Raw genomic sequence first — 17,292 nt, 5'->3', positions numbered from 1 at the left:
AATAAGTTTATTTTTTAAAATAATACAGTTTACCATCTTCAATAGAATATTGGATTAAGTCTTTATCCAGTAAATATGTAATAAAAGCAGAAATAGAAGATAAATGAATAAGATAACCATAGATCTCTAATTTGATATCGTTGAGAATAATTAAATTTTGTAAAATATCTTCTCTAGTACAAGGCTGGTCAAGTAGTATAAGAATATCATCTATATGCCTTTTAATATTGTCTACATTTCTATCTATTAAGATTAATAATTCATCTTTTGTAAGAACTCTTTGTCCATGGCTAATTACAAAATATTCAGCATCTACATCTCTAAGAGTATTTAAAGAATTAAGAGCTTTGTCAATGTTAAAAAGAAAGGGTAAAGAGTATTTATCTAAGGTGTAATCACTAAAAATGCTATCGCCAAGAAAACATACTTTTTCAGGAGTAATTATAGCTATATGATCCTCAGAATGGCCAGCTAAAGAGAGTATTTCAAACTTCTCATCATTAATTTTATTAACTCCATAGTCTAGGATATGATCCACTACAATAGGCTTTATAGTTTCGGAAAAATCCTTAGGTGGGTTTGATGAAAAAGGAATAATAGAATGGAGATCAGGATTTTCCATATAAAGACGTTCCTTTTTTGAAGCATAAATAAGAGTTCCGGAATAATTTTCTTTAAAGTATTTATTTCCGGCACAATGATCATAATGAGCATGAGTATTTATTATATACTTAGGGTGAAGATTATTAGATTTTAATACTTCATCAAACTTTTTAGCAGCTGAACTATTTATTCCACTATCTATTAGTAGACAAAACTTATTTTTGAACACATATATTCCTATATTAGTTGGAGCAGAAATATAGTAAGTATTACCCTTGATTTTATGTAATTCCAAAGTAAGCACATCCTTTTATATTATTAATAAATAAAATATATCATAAATAATAAATAGGAACAAATAATAATAACCATATTATTGGTTGACAAGCTCAAAGAAAAGAGTTATTATAAACTTGTAAAGATTTACATTACAAGTTTTTACGAGTAGTATCTAACATACTATCGATGGCAGTTGACCTAGATGGCAATTGACATAAACCGTTGAGTAGGCAACTGACCGAATAGGCAATTGACCTACTCTTGATTTTTTAAAACATAGATATAAATTGTTGTTAAAAAACAAGATGAGGAGAGGTTGAAATGATAGTTATAAAAAGAAAAGGTGAACTCCAAGATTTTGAAATAAGTAAAATAAAGACTTCTGTTATGAGGGCTTCAGATGATATTGATGAACCTCTTAATGAATCTGATATAAGTTTTATAGCAGACAAAACAGAAAAGTTTATATTGGAGAACTTTAAAGATCAGATTAAATCTAGTGATATCCATAAAATAGTAGTAGATATATTAAATGATACTGGATTTACTCATATAGCTAAAGCTTATAATGAAGGTACTAAATAGATTAAACCTCTGGATATTCCAGGGGTTTTTGTGTTAACATAGTAGGATAGACATTTACTTTACATATTTCTAATACTAGTGCATAATAATTGTTGAATATTAGAATATACTTAGGGAGGGAAAGATAGTGGATATAAATGAACAAGAAGAAAATATAATAAACTCAGAAGAGAGTGCGAAAAGTGAAATAAGCAATACTACTATTGAGAATAGTTATGAAGCAAATATAGAGAATAATAATGTGGATACAGAAAAAAAAGTAAGTTTCGGGGATGCTTTTATAGCTACTTTAGTGGATATAATAACTGTAGGTTTAATATCAGCAATAGGCTTATTTATATTTAATGTTATTTTAAAAGTAGCTGGATATTATGTAAAGGATGTAATCCCAATGTTCTTAATAATTTACTTAATAGTTACATTACTATATACAAGTATAATGGAAAGTTCTAAAAACGCAGACACTATTGGTAAAAGAGTTGCGAGATTAAAATTAATTAAAACACAATAAACATCAGGAGAGAGCACATGAAAAAAAGAAAAGCATACGAATTTGATATTGTTGATACAGAATTTCCGGGATTCGGAGTAGCTTATCATGAAGATACTAAAGTATTAATAAAAAATGCATTGCCAGGTCAAAAGGTAGAAGGTTTTGTAAATAAAAAAACTACTGAATATGCAAAGGCAAAGCTAAATAAGATAATTGAAGATGTAGATTATAAAATTGATCCTAAATGTTCTATATTCCATATGTGTGGAGGATGTAGCCATCAATTTATTTCATATGAGAGACAATTAGACAATAAGAAAGAACAAGTGCTTAAATTATTCAAAGAAGCGAAAATTGAAGGATTTGAATTCTTAGGTATTGAAGGCAGTCCACAAGAATATGAATACAGAAATAAAATGGAGTTTACATTTGGTGATATGGAGAAGGGTGGAGAACTTACCCTTGGAATGCATGCACAAGGTAGAAGCTTTGGAATAGTTACCTCTGATATATGTAAGATAGTTGATGAGGACTTTACGCTAATCCTAAAAACTGTTCTAGATTATTTTAGAACTAAAGAATTGCCACATTATAGAGTACTAAGACATACAGGATATCTTAGAAATCTGGTTATTAGAAAAGGAACCAATACAGGAGAAATCCTTATTAATATAGTAACTACCTCTCAAATAGACTTTGATATGAGTGAAATAACAGAAATATTAAAGAATATTAGCTACAAAGGTGAATTAAAAGGAATACTTCATACAATCAACGATTCCTTATCAGATGTAGTTCAAGCTGATAGCATGAGTTTATTATTCGGTAGAGATTACATAATGGAAGAGATTTTAGGTTTAAGATTTAAGATATCACCTTTTTCCTTCTTCCAAACAAACTCAAAGGGTGCAGAGACACTTTATAGCATTGTAAGGGATTTTATGGGTGACGCAAAGTCTAAAGTAGTTTTTGACTTATACTGTGGAACAGGAACCATAGGACAGATATCAGCTCACAATGCTAAAAAAGTTATAGGAATCGAGCTAATAGAAGAAGCAACAAAAGCAGCTAATGAAAACGCAAAGCTTAACGGTATCGATAACTGTGAATTTATAGCTGGAGATGTTGCAAAGGCAATTAAAGATTTAAAAGAAAAACCAGATATAGTAATCCTTGACCCACCAAGACCTGGAGTACACCCAGAAGCATTAAAATACGTATCAAAGTTTGATCCAAAAGATATAGTATATGTTTCATGTAATCCAAAGACTTTGGTGGATGACTTGAAGATTCTTATATATGAGGGTTATGTGGTTGAGAAGGTAAAGGTAATGGATATGTTCCCGCACACACCGCACATTGAGGTGGTTACTTTGCTTAGAAGGAACAAAGAGACACAGTAAGCAATTAGTAGCACCCATACAAAGGCTTGCACGAGAAGGTGAGCACGAAGTGGTAAACCTGATTGACTGCAAGTTTGCTTGAGAGCAAGACAATATAAATACACCAGTATCAGGATGAATAGAACTACCAGCAAAATAGAAATTTATAAGTGCTATATAATAGCTTTAATATTTGAACGAGGTTAAATTCTTACAGAATTTAACCTCGTTTTATGTGGAATGTTTTGGAGCGGGAATACCATAGAACTTATTATTATTCTCTAATCCAGGAAAAAATATATTCTACATGCTCAGGCAACTCAAAGTCTGGTTGAGATGACGTATCAAAATGACCTTTAATACCTTTTTCTTTAACCGATAAATCAAAGTGTGCTGCGGCAATGCCCATATCTATTTTTTGGATATCGTACTGGAAATAACTGCTATATCCAGGTTCTTTGTATTCATAAAAATGACAGATGCCATCCTTAAGAACAATTCTCCATGGTTGTTTATTTGATGCAGATGGACCTAATCTAACCATTTCCAATGGAAATGTAAGATCACCGGCTTCTTCTTTAGTAAGAGAGTAATTGAAGTCATTTTTATAAAATAACTGACTCCATTCTTTACGATAATCTGCTTGAATCATTTTTCTCATTTCTATTTCTTTTTCGTGTTTGTTGGCACTGGCATATCCGTAAGGTGTTATTATTGGAAAAACCTCTCCTTCTTTAATATTCATAGCTTCTGCAAAGCCTTCCCGGTCGAAGGTTCCTCCTAACCAACAAGTCCCAAGGCCCAAATGTGCCAAATAAAGCATTACTGCCTCCAATTCATATCCTACTGCCTCTAAGGCCATTGGTTCTAACTTAATAGTTGTTCCCAGATATTGATTTGCTCCTTTAATAACACCATAGGTGCCAAGCTTTTCTTTATTTTTTACGTCTTTATTATCAAGATAATGAAAGTTGACTTTATTTCCAAATGGATTATCCAAAGAGTCAATAAAAGATTTAATTGCTTTTATTTTATCCCATTCAATATCTTGTTCCAGATAGTTTCTTACACTATATCGTTTTATTACTGCTTCTTCTATTGAAAAATTAATATTCATTTATAAATCTCCTTTTAAATAAGAGAATTGATACAATACAATTATATTTTGCATAATTGTATTGTAAACAACTAATAATACTTCTGTCAATTGAAATTATATTATTTTTTTATATTCATTTATTGATATATTGTATAGTTATCATTTTAAACAAGAATTATTAAAAAGAAATTTTATAAAAAGCTAAAACTATGATGCTTTCATTTTCAATGTAGTTTTAGCGTTTTCAACTCTGCTTTTTATATAATCTTACAAACTATCATCTTTCAATATTTCCTGAACTACAAGCTTGCTTGAGAGCAAGACAATAGAAACACCGGGACCAGGATGAACAGAACTACCAACAAAATAGAGATTTTTCACATGGTCTGACTTTAAGTGCGGTCGAAAGTAATTGGTCTGGGTTAGGGTCGGACTTAAGCCAAAGGCAGCACCACCGTAGGAGTTAAAGCTATCTTTTAAATTCTGAGGCGTAAGGTAGTTTTCATAAACAATATTTTCCTCAATGTCTTCTAAGCCTTGAATGTTTTTTAGGGCCCATAGGGTTCTATTTCTCATAAACTTTACTGTGTCTTCATTCCAAGTTATATTTCTAAAAAATAAATTTGAAACTCTCACTACTATGCTTATACATTCGCCAACGCTTTCTATCATACTATTGTCTATTTTACTAGGACAATATATATAGAAAGAAGGATTAATTGGTAAATGCCCTGTAAAAGCTGAATGAATATTCTTTTTAAAGTCCAAATTTAAGTATAGATTATGCACTGAAAGCTGAGGATATTTTTTCTTTAGGCCTAAGTAAATAATAAAGGTAGAGCAGGTGTATTTTAAATCCTCCAGTTTGCTAGTTGTATATTTTCCTTTGTGAATATCACTTTTTATAAGAGTATCTATAGTATACGGAAAATCAGCATTGCTAATGATTATATTAGCATAAACTGCTTCCTTTTCTTTAGACTTTATACCAATGGCTTTGCCATCAGAAATTATAATTTCGTCTACAGAATAATTCCTTTCGATTATTCCTCCTAGCTCATAAATAGCCTTTTCTAAAGCTTTTACATAGGAGTACATTCCACCCTTTAAATGCCATAGACCATATAACTGAGATATTATAGGAATTAAGGTATAGATACTAGGTCCTTCATAGGGAGATATGCCTACATATAATGACTGATAGCTTAAGAACTTTTGCAGTTTTTCATCCTTAACATATTTTGAAATTAATCCATATGAAGTAGAAAAGGATTTTGTTTTTATGGCATTTATTAAGGTTAAAGGGTTAAAGAAGTCAATAGGTCTTTCAAAGGACCGTTGTAAAAAGTGATCATTTGCAATAGTATACCTCTTATATACCTCTGATAAAAATTTCATATATCCAATAGCATCATCCGTTGAAATAGCTTCTAGGGTTTTTATTAAGGACACTATATCCCTAGTAAAATCATAAGAGGTTCCATCAGGATAAAAGCTACGATAAGTTGGGTTAACTTTAATAAAATTTATGTAATTTTTATAATCTAGGTTAGCATCATGAAAAACTTCTTCATAGATTTCTCGATTCATTAAAATTGAAGCGGTTAAATCAAAGGTAAATGGGTGGTGGATTAATTGATTTGTTTTACCACCTATAGTTTTTTCCTTTTCATAAACCTTAACATCATATCCTTTGCTTAGTAATCTTACAGCTGTAGATAAACCACCTATGCCTGAACCTATAATTAATACTGACTTTTTCATTGCTTCACCCCATGTTATAAATAACCTAATGGTTATCTATAGTATATATAAAGTTAGTATTACTATATAATGAATTTATAATTCTTTATTTATAGAGGTATTTTACAGTCAGAATTAATTCTAGAAGAATTGAAAAAAGGATATATTGATTTCGCTTAAGGAAACATCAAATTTAAATTTCATTGATAAAAATAACGTGAAAAATAAATATATATCGTATTGACACCATTACTACTACGTGATACTATATAGTGGTAGTAAGTGATACTGAATATCGGTAATACTAGATAGTGAAGAGGTGATTGATTTGGAAAACATTACAGAAATGTTAAAAGGCGTACTGGAAGGCTGTGTTCTTGAAATTATCAGTCATGAGGAAATATATGGTTACGAGATTACTAGGAGGTTGAATGCGTTGGGATTTTCAGATGTTGTAGACGGAACGGTCTATACCATCTTGGTGCGACTTGAAAAAAATAAATTGGTGCAAATTACAAAAAAGCCATCAGATATGGGACCGCCACGAAAGTTTTTCATGCTCAATGACGCGGGATGTGAGGAGCTATATAAGTTTTGGGAAAAATGGGAATTCGTATCATCAAAAATTAACGAGTTAAAGGAGAAGAGAAAATGAATTTTTGGGAAAAAATTACGGGAAGTGATATGACTAAAGAATTGAAAACTTTTGAATCGCGAGCTCAAAAGCTACCAGCTGACTATCAAGCGGCATGGGAAAAAATTAAGGCTAATCTTTGGCAGCACTCAGATTTTACCGGGCGCAACCTGATGCCAATTCTTGACGGTGTTCTTGGCCTGCTCGAAGAAACGGTTGCGGACGGGCAGAGTGTACAAGAAGTTTTGGGTAACGATATCAAAGACTTTTGTTCAGCGCTAGTCGACGAAGAAGGGGCAAAGTCTTTTCGTGACAAGTGGCGCAAACAACTCAACAATAATATCGCTAAAAAATTAGGTAAATAGGAGGATAAAATGAGAATACAAGATATCATCGAAGGCAAAAAAGAGTGGCGAGCGCACGTGGCGCGTGTCAAAGCGCTCCCTAAAGATTATCAAATTGTTTATAAAGAGATTCAAAAATATCTCTTTAAGGTGGGTCCTGTTGAGCTAACCAACGGGATTGGTTTGTTATCGGGGATTATCGATCTTTTTGAAGAGGGTGCGGCTTTGGGGAAAGGCGTGCTCGAAGTGACGGGCACTGATGTAGGGGCTTTCTGCGACGATCTAATTAAAGATTCAAAAACTTACGCTGACATCTATCAAGAATCTGTTAACCAAGAAGTTAACAAGGCTATGAAGAAGGTTACGGATAAAACAAAGTAAAAGGAAGATATCGGGACTGAAAAGCAGCTTAATGTTTGCAGACATTAAAATGATAGAGGTTAACAACAACATCAAGTAAGGGGATGGTAGAGTGTGTAAATACGAGTGGATATTATGTCCAGTCTGTGGCAACAAAACACGGGTTAAGATAGGTATTGATACGATACTTGAAAACTTCCCGCTATTTTGTCCTAAGTGTAAACAGGAAATGATAATTAATGTAAAACAACTGAATATATCAGTTATCAAAGAGCCAGACACTAAGATGCAGAGCCGATAACCGTGAGTGAAATCACAGTTGTCGGCTCTTTCTTTATGACAACCATCCAAGCTATATTGTAGAGGAGGAAAAGAAAATGGAAAAAAATATAATACAAATTAAAGGAGTAAAGAAATCTTACAAAGATGTAGAAGTACTCAAAGGAGTATATTTTGAAGTAGAGCAGGGAGGTATCTTTGCATTACTAGGTTCTAATGGAGCAGAAAAAACAACTATGATTAGAATCATGGCTACTTTAATTAAAGCAGATGCTGGAAGTGTTGTGATCAATGGTTTTGATATTGAAAAAAATCCAAGGGAGATTAGAGGTTCTATCAGTCTTACTGGTCAGTTTTCTGCTATTGATGAAATTTTGACTGGACGTGAAAATCTTCAAATGATAGCAGAACTTAGACATCTTAAAAATCCAAATGCAGTAGCAGATGACTTAATTAATCGTTTTGGTATGTCAGAGGCTGCAGATCACAGAGTAGGTACTTACTCTGGAGGTATGAAAAGAAGAATTGATATAGCAATGAGTCTTGTTGGAAATCCAAAGATTATTTTTCTAGATGAACCAACAACAGGTCTTGACCCAGAAGCACGCTTAGAAGTTTGGAAGATTGTAAAAGAGTTAACAGCTTCAGGAACTACAGTATTCTTAACGACTCAATATTTAGATGAAGCAGAGCAACTTGCAGATAAAATCGCTATTCTTCATGGGGGAAAAATCATTGCTCTAGATACACTAGAAGGATTAAAAAAGTTATTCCCACCTGCAAAAGTTGAATATGTTGAAAAACAACCTACATTAGAAGAAATATTCCTAACAATCATTGGTAAAAAGGAGGAGAAATAAATGGAATCTACAAATAAATATTTTTTCAAAGATATGAGTGTTATGTTTGGACGTTCTATGCGTCATATTACTAGAAGTATGGACACAATTATTACAGTTTGTATCACACCAATTGCCATGATGTTATTATTCGTTTATGTATTTGGTGGTGCAATTCAAACAGGTACAGGAAATTATGTTAATTATCTATTACCAGGCATAATGTTAATGGCTATTGGTAGTGGCATTGCATATGTAGCGTACTGTTTGTTTACAGATAAACAACGTGGTATCTTTGAACGTTTTCACTCTATGCCTATCGTTCGTTCTGCAGTACTGTGGGGACATGTATTAACCTCGTTAATCTCTAATGGAATTTCTGTAGTAGTGATTATACTTGTTGCATTATTAATGGGTTTCCGTTCCTCAGCAGGAATCTTAGAGTGGCTTATGGTATTTGGAATCCTTGGGATCTTTACACTTGCGTTGACTTGGATTGCTGTAATTGCAGGACTTGCTGCTAAAACACCAGATGGTGCAGGAGCATTCGCTTACCCGATCATCTTCTTACCATTTATCAGTTCTGCCTTTGTACCAACAGCTACTATGCCTTCAGTAGTACGTGCTTTTGCAGAAAATCAACCTGTAACGCCTATCGTAGAAGCTATTCGTAATTTATTAGCAAGTACGCCGGTAGGAAATGATATCTGGACTACTCTTGCGTGGTGTATAGCAATAATAGTTGTTGCTTATATCTTTGCAATAAGAATATATAAAAAAATATAACCTATTTTTAAAGAATAATAGCTTATTTTAATAACTTAAATATTGGTAATAGAATACTTTGTCAATCAAAAATTTAAAATCATCCACTGTCTTACTAGTAATTTAGTTGTGTGCTATAATGAGGAATGTAATTAGAGGAGCATAAATATTAATAATCTTTATGTGCAGGATGAGGAATACAAGGAGGATACATTATGAAAATTTCAAAGAAAGATGCGTTGATATGGTTCGAGTTTTTTTCAATATTACCAGAGGATGAGGAAGTTATGACAAAGCAACAAGAAATCATTTACTCTACCTTTTCACAGATTGAGGAAGCAATCGACCATAGAAATGACACGTTAATGTCGGAAATTAAAGGTTTGAAAACTTTAGATAATAGAACTATTTTTGTGGGAAATGAGAGCAAATTCTCAAAAGGATGTCGTTCTTGTCTGTTGGGAACTGGTTTGAGTGCAATTAGAAAAACGAACAAATGCAATATAGAGTGTAAGTTTTGTTATAATTATGGAGCACTTGATGATATTCCTCCAGTTGGCGAAGGTATGTGGGAAATTGGAGGCACAAAATTTTATGAAAAGGATATTGATTTACTTCTTTCAATCTACAAGAAACCTACTGGTATTTCCTACGTTTATTTAGAGCCATTCATGGAAATTGAAAAATACTATTCAGTAATAAAAAAATTTAATGATGCGAAGATTCACCAACATCTATATACAAATGGTATTCTAGCTACGGAAGAGACATTGAGAGCATTAGGTGAAGCCGGTCTTGATGAGATACGTTTCAACCTGGGTGCCGCTAATTGTTCAGATAAAGTTATTGAAAACATTAGAATAGCGAAAAAATATATTAAAAACGTAGGCATTGAAACTCCAATGACTCCTGAGTTTTTCGAAGCTTTTTTTAAGAAAAAGCAAGCGATCTTAGAGGCAAAACCGGATTTCATCAATTGCGCAGAATTACATTTAAATGAGAATAACATAGGTAATTATTATGAGGAAAATATGTATATTTCAAGACATGGCTATATATCTCCAATTTGGAGTAGGGAATTAACTTTGAAATTTATGAAAATTGCCGATGAAGAAAAGTGGGATTTAGCAGTTCATGATTGCTCAAACTATACAAAATTTGCTAGAGATTTAAATTTGAATAGCAAAGAGGGCAAGTGGTTCGGAGCCAGCAATTATGCCTGTGAGTTTTCTAGGATTCCATACGAAGTATTTTTATCAATACTACGTGATGAAAATTTTAAGTTTTTAAGTGAAGAAGAATTACCTGAGGGGTACAAAGCAGGAGAGTTGATTTTTTAGAGAGTCTTGTTATACAGTTTGTGAAACCTCCAAATGGATGTTAAATAAAACATCAGTTTGGAGGTTTTTAATTATGACATCAAAGGGTGATAGTACAATAGCTAAGATAAATTTATGACGCTATATTTTCAGATAATAACAGATATAATGTTTAATTTAATATTACAATTATAATTTGTGAGTAGCATTCTCTACTTGACAGGATAAAACTAACAATTTACCAAAGGAGTCATCCTCATGAAATTACATAAAGGTTTAATTATAATACTTATTTTGTTTCTTATTACTTCATTAAGTGATTTTTTTTATTCTAAAAGAAGTAATATAGATTTGATACAAGACCATACAAATGATATTCTTGATACTATGATTTCGGGGGTAGAATCTAATGTAAAGAAGCCTGAAAAAATCATGACAGATATGGAAGCTTTAGAGATCACAATACCACAGGATTATTTCCCCTATGCTTTTATAAATAACAATGGAGTTTATGATGGTGCTTATATTAGAACACTTGAAAGGATCGGCCAAATATTTCACTTCAAAGTGTACTTTAATGAGAGGGACATTGATAACTTTCAAGAAAAGCATATTCTCAGGGGGGTAATAAGTGAGGCTAATGAAGACAGCGTTAAATCAAAACCATTAATACAAATAGAAAAAGGCAATAATAGTTCCAATAGTTTCGTAGCATATTTGGAGGCTATTAGCATTTCAGCGGGTATGAATGAACTTGTAGCAGCTATATCGGAGGAATATAATGTTGACTATTTACTAATCGAAAATCATAAAAATCAGAGAAGAGTAATTGAAATAATAATAATTATGATGCCACTTAGCTGGCTTTACATCTTTAGTATACTGAAAATAAAAAGTGACCTTCTGGCATCTTATGACTTTTTGACAAAACTCTCAAATCGAAGAGCTTTTGATAAAAGAAAAGATAGTTACGATATTGATACAACTACTGCTATATATATAGATTTGGACAACTTAAAAAAAATAAACGATACAATCAATCATAAAGAAGGTGACAAATTAATAATTGCCTTTGCAGAAAGACTCAAAGAATTGTGTCCTAAAAAACATATTTATAGAGTTGGTGGAGATGAATTTATCATATTATATAAAGGCAACATAGAGACGTTTCTTACAAAATTAGAAAAAGTATTTCTTAATGATGAAAAAGAGTTAGTATTAAATGATTTTTCATTTTCTGCTGGTGTGGTAGAAATGAGACTTTTAGATGTTTTCTCTGTGGAAGAAGCTGTGAATATAACTGATTATACGATGTATGAAGCTAAGAGCAATGGCAAGGGACATATTCTTAGAGCAACTAAACAACATGTTGAAGATTATAGAATGACCAATTATATAAAGATACACGTTGAAAAGACTTGTAGGACAAGAAGCTTCATACCATTTTTTCAGCCATTTATAGACAGTGGGACAGAGCAAATGAAGGGATTTGAGACTTTAGTTAGAATGAGGCTAGGAAATGGCTATGCACCAAATGATATTTTAATTAAACAAGCAAAAGAATTGACCTTGTTAACAATGATTGATCTTCAAATGTTTGAAGAAAGTATGAAATTTGCTAGATTATTATTAGATAAACAATTAGCGGATGAGGAATGGGTTTTTAATTCAAATTTCTCAGCCTATACACTAGCTAGAATAAAAATAGAACAACTCAAACTTATTACAGATAAATACGGTATAAATCCTGCTCAAGTTGTTATTGAAATTACAGAAGACGACCTGTTGGAAAAATCTATTTATGACTTTTTATCTAATTATAAAAAATATGGATTTAAAATTGCTATAGATGATTTTGGTGCAGCGTATTCATCTTTTGTAAGATTGCTCGAAATAAAACCAGATATTATAAAAATAGACCGTTCTCTGCTTACATATGATATTTCAAATGATCAAGATGTGAGAAATATATATAATAACATAGTACATTTAGGCAGAGACCTTCACTCAACTATTACAGCAGAGGGCGTTGAACATATAGAACAAATTAATTTTTTAAAGTCGGTGGGTGTGGAGACTTTACAAGGATTTCATTTTTCTAAACCAGTGCCAAAGGAAGAGTTTATAGAACTTTTAAAGATAAATACTTTAATGGATGTTAATTTAATATAGAATTTACGTATTGCAATCTAACTCTTTGAGGATTCATAAATAGGAATGATCAGCAGGTATAAAGAAGGAGAAGCTTTCAGTTTTAATGAGGCAGTTTAACTTATTGTAAACTGTAAAAACCAGCAAGAGATTGATTATTTCTGGGATAAGCTCTCTGTTGTACCTGAGGCAGAGCAGTGCGGATAGATAAAAGATAAGTATGGATTATCGTGGCAGATTGTACCTGTGATTTTGAATGAGATGCTTAAATCAAGTGACAGGGAAAAATATCAGAGGGTGACCGAGGTAGTCTTGAAAATGAAAAAACTGGATATAGGAGTTCTGCAAAAGGCTTATGATGGCTTTTAGGCTGGTTGAAAACACCTTCTCATATTAGAAACCTCGGCGGTGCCATCTTTACTGATTTTCGCTACGGGATTCCGTAGCTCGCTATTGGAGATGATGTGATAACTGATATTAAAGGGGCTAAAGAGTTTGGTCTTTTTTCTGTTCTAGTGAAGACAGGTAAATATAAAGAAGGAGATGAAATTAAAATTTATCCTGATTTATTAGTACATAGGTTGGAAGATATCCTGGTTTCATTAAAATTTTAGAGTTAGGATGAATTTTTGCAATTTGTTATTATATAATATAATTAGAGATTAAGTGAGAGGAAATGATTTATGAAAGCTTTAATTATTTGTTGTTCTGACTATAAAAATAACACCGAAAAAATTGCAAAAATATTTGCTGAAAAAACTAATTCTGATCTAATAAATATAAGAGATGTAAATGATATAAACATAGAAAATTATGATCTAATTGGATTTGGTTCAGGAGTATATAAGGAAAGCTTGTCGCCTAAGATATTTAAATTGGTTGATAAATTAAATCTAAGAAATAAAAATGTTTTTGTATTTTCAACAAGTGGAATTGGAATGAAGTTCTATAACAATAGTCTAATTAAACTATTAAAGACAAAAGGAGCAATAAACAAAGGTAGTTTTGCATGTAAGGGAAGCTTTAATGCAAAAGAATTTACTAACATTAAAATTTTTGATATTGTAGGAAGATTTTCGCAAGGGCATCCTAATAGTAAAGATTTTAAAAAAGCAGAAAAATTTATTGTTAGTCTAGTAGAGTAGTTTTAAGTTATATTTATTATTAATTTAAAAGTTTCACATTTTCCAACATTCTTCCGACGCAAATTACAATACGTCGGAAGTTTTTCTTTTAAAATATCTTCAAAAATTTGAACACTATTCTCTTGTATTTTTTATTACATGAGAATAAGTGCTCATAGTAGTGTATAAATTACATTATGGAATTGTACTAAGATTGAGGTTCAATGATTTCCCATGCTTTAGCTAATAACAATAAATCTTCTTGATGATAGTCGCCTTCAAATTGGATTTGTTGTTGATTTGCTACTTCAGGTTGTTGATCTATTTTCTTTTCAAGTGTTGTATTAATTGTCATAATAACACCTCCTACACTTTGATATATTGTCCTAATTAAAATAGTATTATTCTTAAATTTAAATGAGTTTATAGGAAAAAATAGAGGACGAATTACTTGATAATTTAAATACCTATCTTGAAGAATTTGATAAAACAAATACAAATATGAAATTTATATTGTCAGCGGAAAAAATCTTTGAGTATTTAAAAGACAATGCAAGATTGTGTAAGTTTTTGCTAAGTGAGCGTGGAGACCTAAGTTTTCAAAAAAAAGGTAATGATGCTTGTATACTATAAGATGATAACTGAGTTAACGGATAACAATAATATCAGTAAGGAAGATGCAGAAAATGTTTACTCATTTACAATAACTGGGTGGGGTGGTATCATTCAAAAGAATAAACAGGTGGATTTTAGTGATGATCTGATTGCCTTGATGAACCATCTGAATATTGAAAATGCTCTTATTTGCGGCTTGTCTATGGGAGCACATATTTCATTACAGACGGCAATCAGGTATCCGGAGAGAGTGAAAGGGTTAATACTTATTGGTACACCTTGTAGTAATACCTTTAATCTATATGAGAAAAAATTTGTTCCAATCAACCTGTTTCTAGTAAGTGGATACCTATGAAGACAAGTGGCAAAATTGGATTGCTCAGAAAATTGTCCACTATGAAAATATGATATCATATGCATAGGAGGATAAAAGAATGGCAAGTAATAATAGTAAGTATTCAGAAGAAATGAGAGAAAGAACAGCAAGACACATAATTGAAAATGGTAAGTCAGCTACAAGTATGGCTGAGGAATTAGGAATTGACATAAATACAGTGTGTCGTTGGGTAAGGGATTACCGAAGGAGACATAATTTACCGAGTTATGCAGAGGAAAAGGGTCTTAAGAGAGCAGATCCGAAAACTAATAATGAATTAGCCTATAGGGTTAAAGAGCTTGAAAAGGAGCTCAAATTAAAGGAAAAACAGCTTCAGGAAGAAAAAGATAAGGTTGAAATATTAAAAAAATCCCTGCACATCTTTATGCAACCCCAAGGATAAAATACGAAGCTATACATAAGTATAGAAGACGATTTACTATCCGGGAGATGTGCTTTGCATTGGGATTGAGCACAAGTACATATTATAAATGGTTAAAGATGAAGGAATGTAAAAAAAATAGAATATTCGCCGAAAAGGCATTGATAAAGCAGGTGAGAGCCGTATTTGAGGAAAATATAATATTTCACAGTGATAGGGGCGTGCAGTATAGTAGCATAACCTTCAACGAGATGCTTCGAAACAATAGGATACAATCAAGCATGAGTAGATGTGGTTGTCCTTATGATAACTCTTGCGTGGAAGGATTTTTTGCTTCATTAAAAAAAGAATGTATCTACAAGAGAAAATATAATACAATGAAGGAAGTTGAGCATGATTTATTTGAGTATATAGAGCTCTTTTATAATCGAAAGCGTCTGCATAGAACCTTGGGTTATTTAAGCCCAGTTGAGTATCGTATGCAGCATAGGGATAGAATATCCGCTTAAATCAACTAATTTTATCTGAAACAAAGTTTGAATTTTAGTGGACAAATCTCGACGCAGTCCAATCTCTCCAACAGAATTCTCTATATATGACGAAGATATGTAGAAATAATATTTATGTATAATAAAAAATTTCTTAAAGTAAGCCTTAAACGCGTTAATTTTTATACATTATTAAAAATATAAGCGACATTTTCCACTTAATGCATATACTTATATGAGTAATTTTAGGAGGAAAATATGTACTGTAAAAATTGCGGTAAAGAGGTAAAGAGTAATTCTAAATTTTGTAGCTTTTGTAAGACAGAATTAGAACATCTGGATGAAATAATAAAAGATATTAATAAAGATAAGTTAAAAATAAATACATCCAGACAAAAGAAAAAGTTCATTATATTAGAAATAGCAATTGTAGGAGTTTTAATACTAACAGGTTGTATGTTAAAAAGGCATACAAAGATTAGGAATATAAGTAATAAAATTGAAATTGGCAATCAATACTTGAAGGAAAGTAAGTATCAAGAATCACAAACTGCATTTCAAGAAGCAATAAATATAGATAAAGATAATAAGCAAACATATATTGAGATAAGAGATATTTATTTACAGAAAGAGAGGGTAGATGATGCACTCTCTATTTTGAAGTTAGCTACTATTAATGGAGTAAATGATTCTGAAATTATAAACTCTATTGAAGAAGTTAAGAAAAAATTAGGAGTAACTAATTTAGATTATACTATATATCAAATGGATGATTATAAGCTACCCGAAAGTGTTAACTTAAAGATAAACAACGAGAATACGGATGTTTCTGTTAAATGGAATCATACACAGGTGGATACAAGCAAGGTAGGCTCTTTCACCTTTGAAGGTATGGTGGATAAGTATGAGAGAAAGGTAAAAGCTACTTTCAAAGTAGTACCTAAAATTATATCAATAAAGAAAGTGAAACAAATAGGATATGTAAAAAGAGTGTATGATAATGCTGGAAACAGGTATTTAGAATTTGATGTTATTCAATTTTTAATAGGAGATGCTGCAGTAGAAGTTGCTAAGAAAGATGGATATGCAGTATATGAAGATGGAGAATATTATGTAATGAATGATTACTATATTGTGAATGATAGTGAAAAGTTAAAAACTTATGAAATCTCTAAGAAAGCATTCTTAAGTGTATTAGGAATAGATATAGATCCTTACGGTTCAGATATTTATAACCGACAAGTACCCTTTCAGCAGTTCAAATATATTGTAAATTCTGATGATTATGGATCACTATGTTATATATATACAGAAAATGATGTAGTAGTTAAAGTTGAAAGACAATTTGTACCTTAAGGATTAAGGTGCAAATTGTCTTTCAATAAACTGAAGAAGCTTTAGTAAATAATTTATCAAGGATATATACATATAA

Annotated in this window: 22 protein-coding genes; 18 read left to right on the top strand and 4 right to left on the bottom strand. The window is 31.6% G+C overall.

What is annotated here, in order from left to right; translation table 11 throughout:
- Positions 1-7: 7 nt before the first annotated feature.
- A complete protein-coding gene (locus tag ACX0KU_RS14150; protein ID WP_472990615.1) occupies positions 8-898 on the bottom strand; it encodes an MBL fold metallo-hydrolase in 891 nt (296 codons plus the stop codon).
- Positions 899-1,203: 305 nt separating this feature from the next.
- On the opposite strand from ACX0KU_RS14150, the gene ACX0KU_RS14145 reads away from it, so the two are divergent.
- The 3 genes from ACX0KU_RS14145 (at position 1,204) to rlmD (ending at position 3,363) form a co-directional block, all read left to right on the top strand.
- Positions 1,204-1,467 carry an ATP cone domain-containing protein gene (locus ACX0KU_RS14145; RefSeq protein WP_472990614.1) on the top strand — a complete coding sequence of 88 codons (264 nt, stop codon included), beginning with the start codon at positions 1,204-1,206 and terminating at the stop codon, positions 1,465-1,467.
- 127 nt (positions 1,468-1,594) lie between these two features.
- Positions 1,595-1,978, top strand: coding sequence for an RDD family protein (locus ACX0KU_RS14140; RefSeq protein ID WP_472990613.1), 384 nt, complete (start codon positions 1,595-1,597; stop codon positions 1,976-1,978).
- A 17-nt stretch (positions 1,979-1,995) separates the two neighbouring features.
- Positions 1,996-3,363 carry a 23S rRNA (uracil(1939)-C(5))-methyltransferase RlmD gene (gene rlmD, locus ACX0KU_RS14135; protein WP_472990612.1) on the top strand — a complete coding sequence of 456 codons (1,368 nt, stop codon included), beginning with the start codon at positions 1,996-1,998 and terminating at the stop codon, positions 3,361-3,363.
- Positions 3,364-3,616: 253 nt separating this feature from the next.
- Here the strand turns inward: rlmD and ACX0KU_RS14130 are convergent, their stop codons facing one another.
- Entirely contained in the window at positions 3,617-4,459 is an 843-nt protein-coding gene (locus ACX0KU_RS14130; protein WP_472990611.1) for a nitroreductase family protein, read from the bottom strand.
- Between the two features lie 249 nt (positions 4,460-4,708).
- Positions 4,709-6,205, bottom strand: coding sequence for a phytoene desaturase family protein (locus ACX0KU_RS14125; RefSeq protein WP_472990610.1), 1,497 nt, complete (start codon positions 6,203-6,205; stop codon positions 4,709-4,711).
- A gap of 307 nt (positions 6,206-6,512) precedes the next feature.
- On the opposite strand from ACX0KU_RS14125, the gene ACX0KU_RS14120 reads away from it, so the two are divergent.
- From ACX0KU_RS14120 to ACX0KU_RS14070, 11 genes are all read left to right on the top strand, one after another.
- On the top strand, positions 6,513-6,839 hold the full coding sequence (locus ACX0KU_RS14120) for a PadR family transcriptional regulator (protein WP_472990609.1): 327 nt from the start codon (positions 6,513-6,515) through the stop codon (positions 6,837-6,839).
- The gene (locus tag ACX0KU_RS14115; protein WP_472990608.1) at positions 6,836-7,183 is read left to right on the top strand and encodes a DUF1048 domain-containing protein; all 348 of its coding nucleotides are present in this window, start codon (positions 6,836-6,838) and stop codon (positions 7,181-7,183) included. The genes ACX0KU_RS14120 and ACX0KU_RS14115 overlap by 4 nt, the downstream gene beginning before the upstream one ends.
- A gap of 9 nt (positions 7,184-7,192) precedes the next feature.
- The gene (locus tag ACX0KU_RS14110; protein ID WP_472990607.1) at positions 7,193-7,543 is read left to right on the top strand and encodes a DUF1048 domain-containing protein; all 351 of its coding nucleotides are present in this window, start codon (positions 7,193-7,195) and stop codon (positions 7,541-7,543) included.
- A gap of 91 nt (positions 7,544-7,634) precedes the next feature.
- Positions 7,635-7,823 (top strand): cysteine-rich KTR domain-containing protein, encoded by a 189-nt coding sequence (locus ACX0KU_RS14105; RefSeq protein WP_472990606.1) that lies wholly within the window; start codon positions 7,635-7,637, stop codon positions 7,821-7,823.
- A 76-nt stretch (positions 7,824-7,899) separates the two neighbouring features.
- Positions 7,900-8,661, top strand: a complete 762-nt coding sequence (locus tag ACX0KU_RS14100; RefSeq protein ID WP_472990605.1) for an ABC transporter ATP-binding protein — start codon at positions 7,900-7,902, stop codon at positions 8,659-8,661.
- Complete coding sequence (locus ACX0KU_RS14095; RefSeq protein ID WP_472990604.1) at positions 8,662-9,426, top strand: ABC transporter permease; 765 nt, start codon at positions 8,662-8,664, stop codon at positions 9,424-9,426.
- Positions 9,427-9,620: 194 nt separating this feature from the next.
- Positions 9,621-10,745, top strand: coding sequence for a radical SAM protein (locus tag ACX0KU_RS14090; protein WP_472990603.1), 1,125 nt, complete (start codon positions 9,621-9,623; stop codon positions 10,743-10,745).
- Between the two features lie 237 nt (positions 10,746-10,982).
- The gene (locus tag ACX0KU_RS14085) at positions 10,983-12,896 is read left to right on the top strand and encodes an EAL domain-containing protein (protein ID WP_472990602.1); all 1,914 of its coding nucleotides are present in this window, start codon (positions 10,983-10,985) and stop codon (positions 12,894-12,896) included.
- A gap of 353 nt (positions 12,897-13,249) precedes the next feature.
- Positions 13,250-13,321, top strand: coding sequence for a hypothetical protein (locus ACX0KU_RS14080; RefSeq protein WP_472992465.1), 72 nt, complete (start codon positions 13,250-13,252; stop codon positions 13,319-13,321).
- Positions 13,322-13,327: 6 nt separating this feature from the next.
- A complete protein-coding gene (locus ACX0KU_RS14075; RefSeq protein ID WP_472992464.1) occupies positions 13,328-13,489 on the top strand; it encodes an HAD hydrolase-like protein in 162 nt (53 codons plus the stop codon).
- Between the two features lie 69 nt (positions 13,490-13,558).
- Positions 13,559-14,020 carry a flavodoxin domain-containing protein gene (locus tag ACX0KU_RS14070; RefSeq protein ID WP_472990601.1) on the top strand — a complete coding sequence of 154 codons (462 nt, stop codon included), beginning with the start codon at positions 13,559-13,561 and terminating at the stop codon, positions 14,018-14,020.
- Between the two features lie 187 nt (positions 14,021-14,207).
- Here ACX0KU_RS14070 and ACX0KU_RS14065 read toward each other — a convergent pair whose 3' ends face one another.
- The gene (locus tag ACX0KU_RS14065) at positions 14,208-14,354 is read right to left on the bottom strand and encodes a hypothetical protein (protein ID WP_472990600.1); all 147 of its coding nucleotides are present in this window, start codon (positions 14,352-14,354) and stop codon (positions 14,208-14,210) included.
- 261 nt (positions 14,355-14,615) lie between these two features.
- Here ACX0KU_RS14065 and ACX0KU_RS14060 point away from each other — a divergent pair, with 261 nt between their 5' ends.
- The 4 genes from ACX0KU_RS14060 (at position 14,616) to ACX0KU_RS14045 (ending at position 17,216) form a co-directional block, all read left to right on the top strand.
- On the top strand, positions 14,616-14,969 hold the full coding sequence (locus tag ACX0KU_RS14060; protein WP_472990599.1) for an alpha/beta fold hydrolase: 354 nt from the start codon (positions 14,616-14,618) through the stop codon (positions 14,967-14,969).
- Between the two features lie 79 nt (positions 14,970-15,048).
- Positions 15,049-15,393, top strand: coding sequence for a transposase (locus ACX0KU_RS14055; RefSeq protein WP_472990598.1), 345 nt, complete (start codon positions 15,049-15,051; stop codon positions 15,391-15,393).
- A gap of 59 nt (positions 15,394-15,452) precedes the next feature.
- Complete coding sequence (locus ACX0KU_RS14050) at positions 15,453-15,881, top strand: transposase (RefSeq protein WP_472990597.1); 429 nt, start codon at positions 15,453-15,455, stop codon at positions 15,879-15,881.
- 237 nt (positions 15,882-16,118) lie between these two features.
- Positions 16,119-17,216 carry an Ig-like domain-containing protein gene (locus ACX0KU_RS14045; protein WP_472990596.1) on the top strand — a complete coding sequence of 366 codons (1,098 nt, stop codon included), beginning with the start codon at positions 16,119-16,121 and terminating at the stop codon, positions 17,214-17,216.
- Positions 17,217-17,292 lie beyond the last annotated feature (76 nt).

It is taken from the genome of Clostridium sp. X (genome assembly GCF_055755365.1).
Note: the sequence above shows the minus strand (reverse complement) of the source record. Positions and strands in the feature narration are given on the sequence as shown.